The organism is Gloeomargarita sp. SKYB120 (assembly GCA_025062155.1).
In the GTDB taxonomy this organism is placed as follows: Bacteria; Cyanobacteriota; Cyanobacteriia; order Gloeomargaritales; family Gloeomargaritaceae; genus Gloeomargarita.
Genome location: JANXAM010000090.1, coordinates 1 through 525, shown reverse-complemented (window position 1 = coordinate 525; position 525 = coordinate 1). Strand labels below are relative to the sequence as shown.

1 protein-coding gene is annotated in these 525 nt (G+C 47.0%); it reads left to right on the top strand.

Going from position 1 to position 525, the window contains the following annotated elements; genetic code table 11:
- Positions 1 to 62: 62 nt before the first annotated feature.
- Positions 63 to 525, top strand: a 463-nt coding sequence (locus tag NZ705_12530; GenBank protein ID MCS7293768.1) for a gp58-like family protein, incomplete at its 3' end; no start/stop codon positions are given.

Here is a 525-nt window from a genome sequence, read left to right as displayed (position 1 = left end):
GTGTGGTCATTGCCTTGGTGAAGTACTTGTTCTTCCCTAACCAGCTCTAAGGAGTAGAACCCATGAGCGAACCCACCAATCAAGAACTGAAGGAATTGATGCTCTCCCTGTTTAACCAGCTAGACAAGAAGATTGACGAGCGGTTCAACTCCCTAGACAAGAAGGTGGACGAGCAGTTTAATGTTTTAGATAAGAAGATTGAAGCCCTGGACAAAAAGGTCGAAGTTCAAGCTGCCGAACTCAAGGGCGAAATGAAAGCCTTGGAGCAGAAAGTGATGGGTGAAATCCATGCGCTTGACCAAAAAGTAATGGGGGAGATTCATACCCTGGAGCAGAAAGTGACAGGACAAATTAGCGCCTTGGAGCAGAAAGTGATGGGTGAAATCCACGCCCTAGAGCAGAAAGTGATGGGAGAAATCAGCACATCGGAGCAGCGCGTGACAGGTGAGATTAAGCGTTTAGATGAGCGATTAGTCAGTTTAGACAAGCGCCTTGCCAATGAAGAACTGATTAGCCGAAATGCCT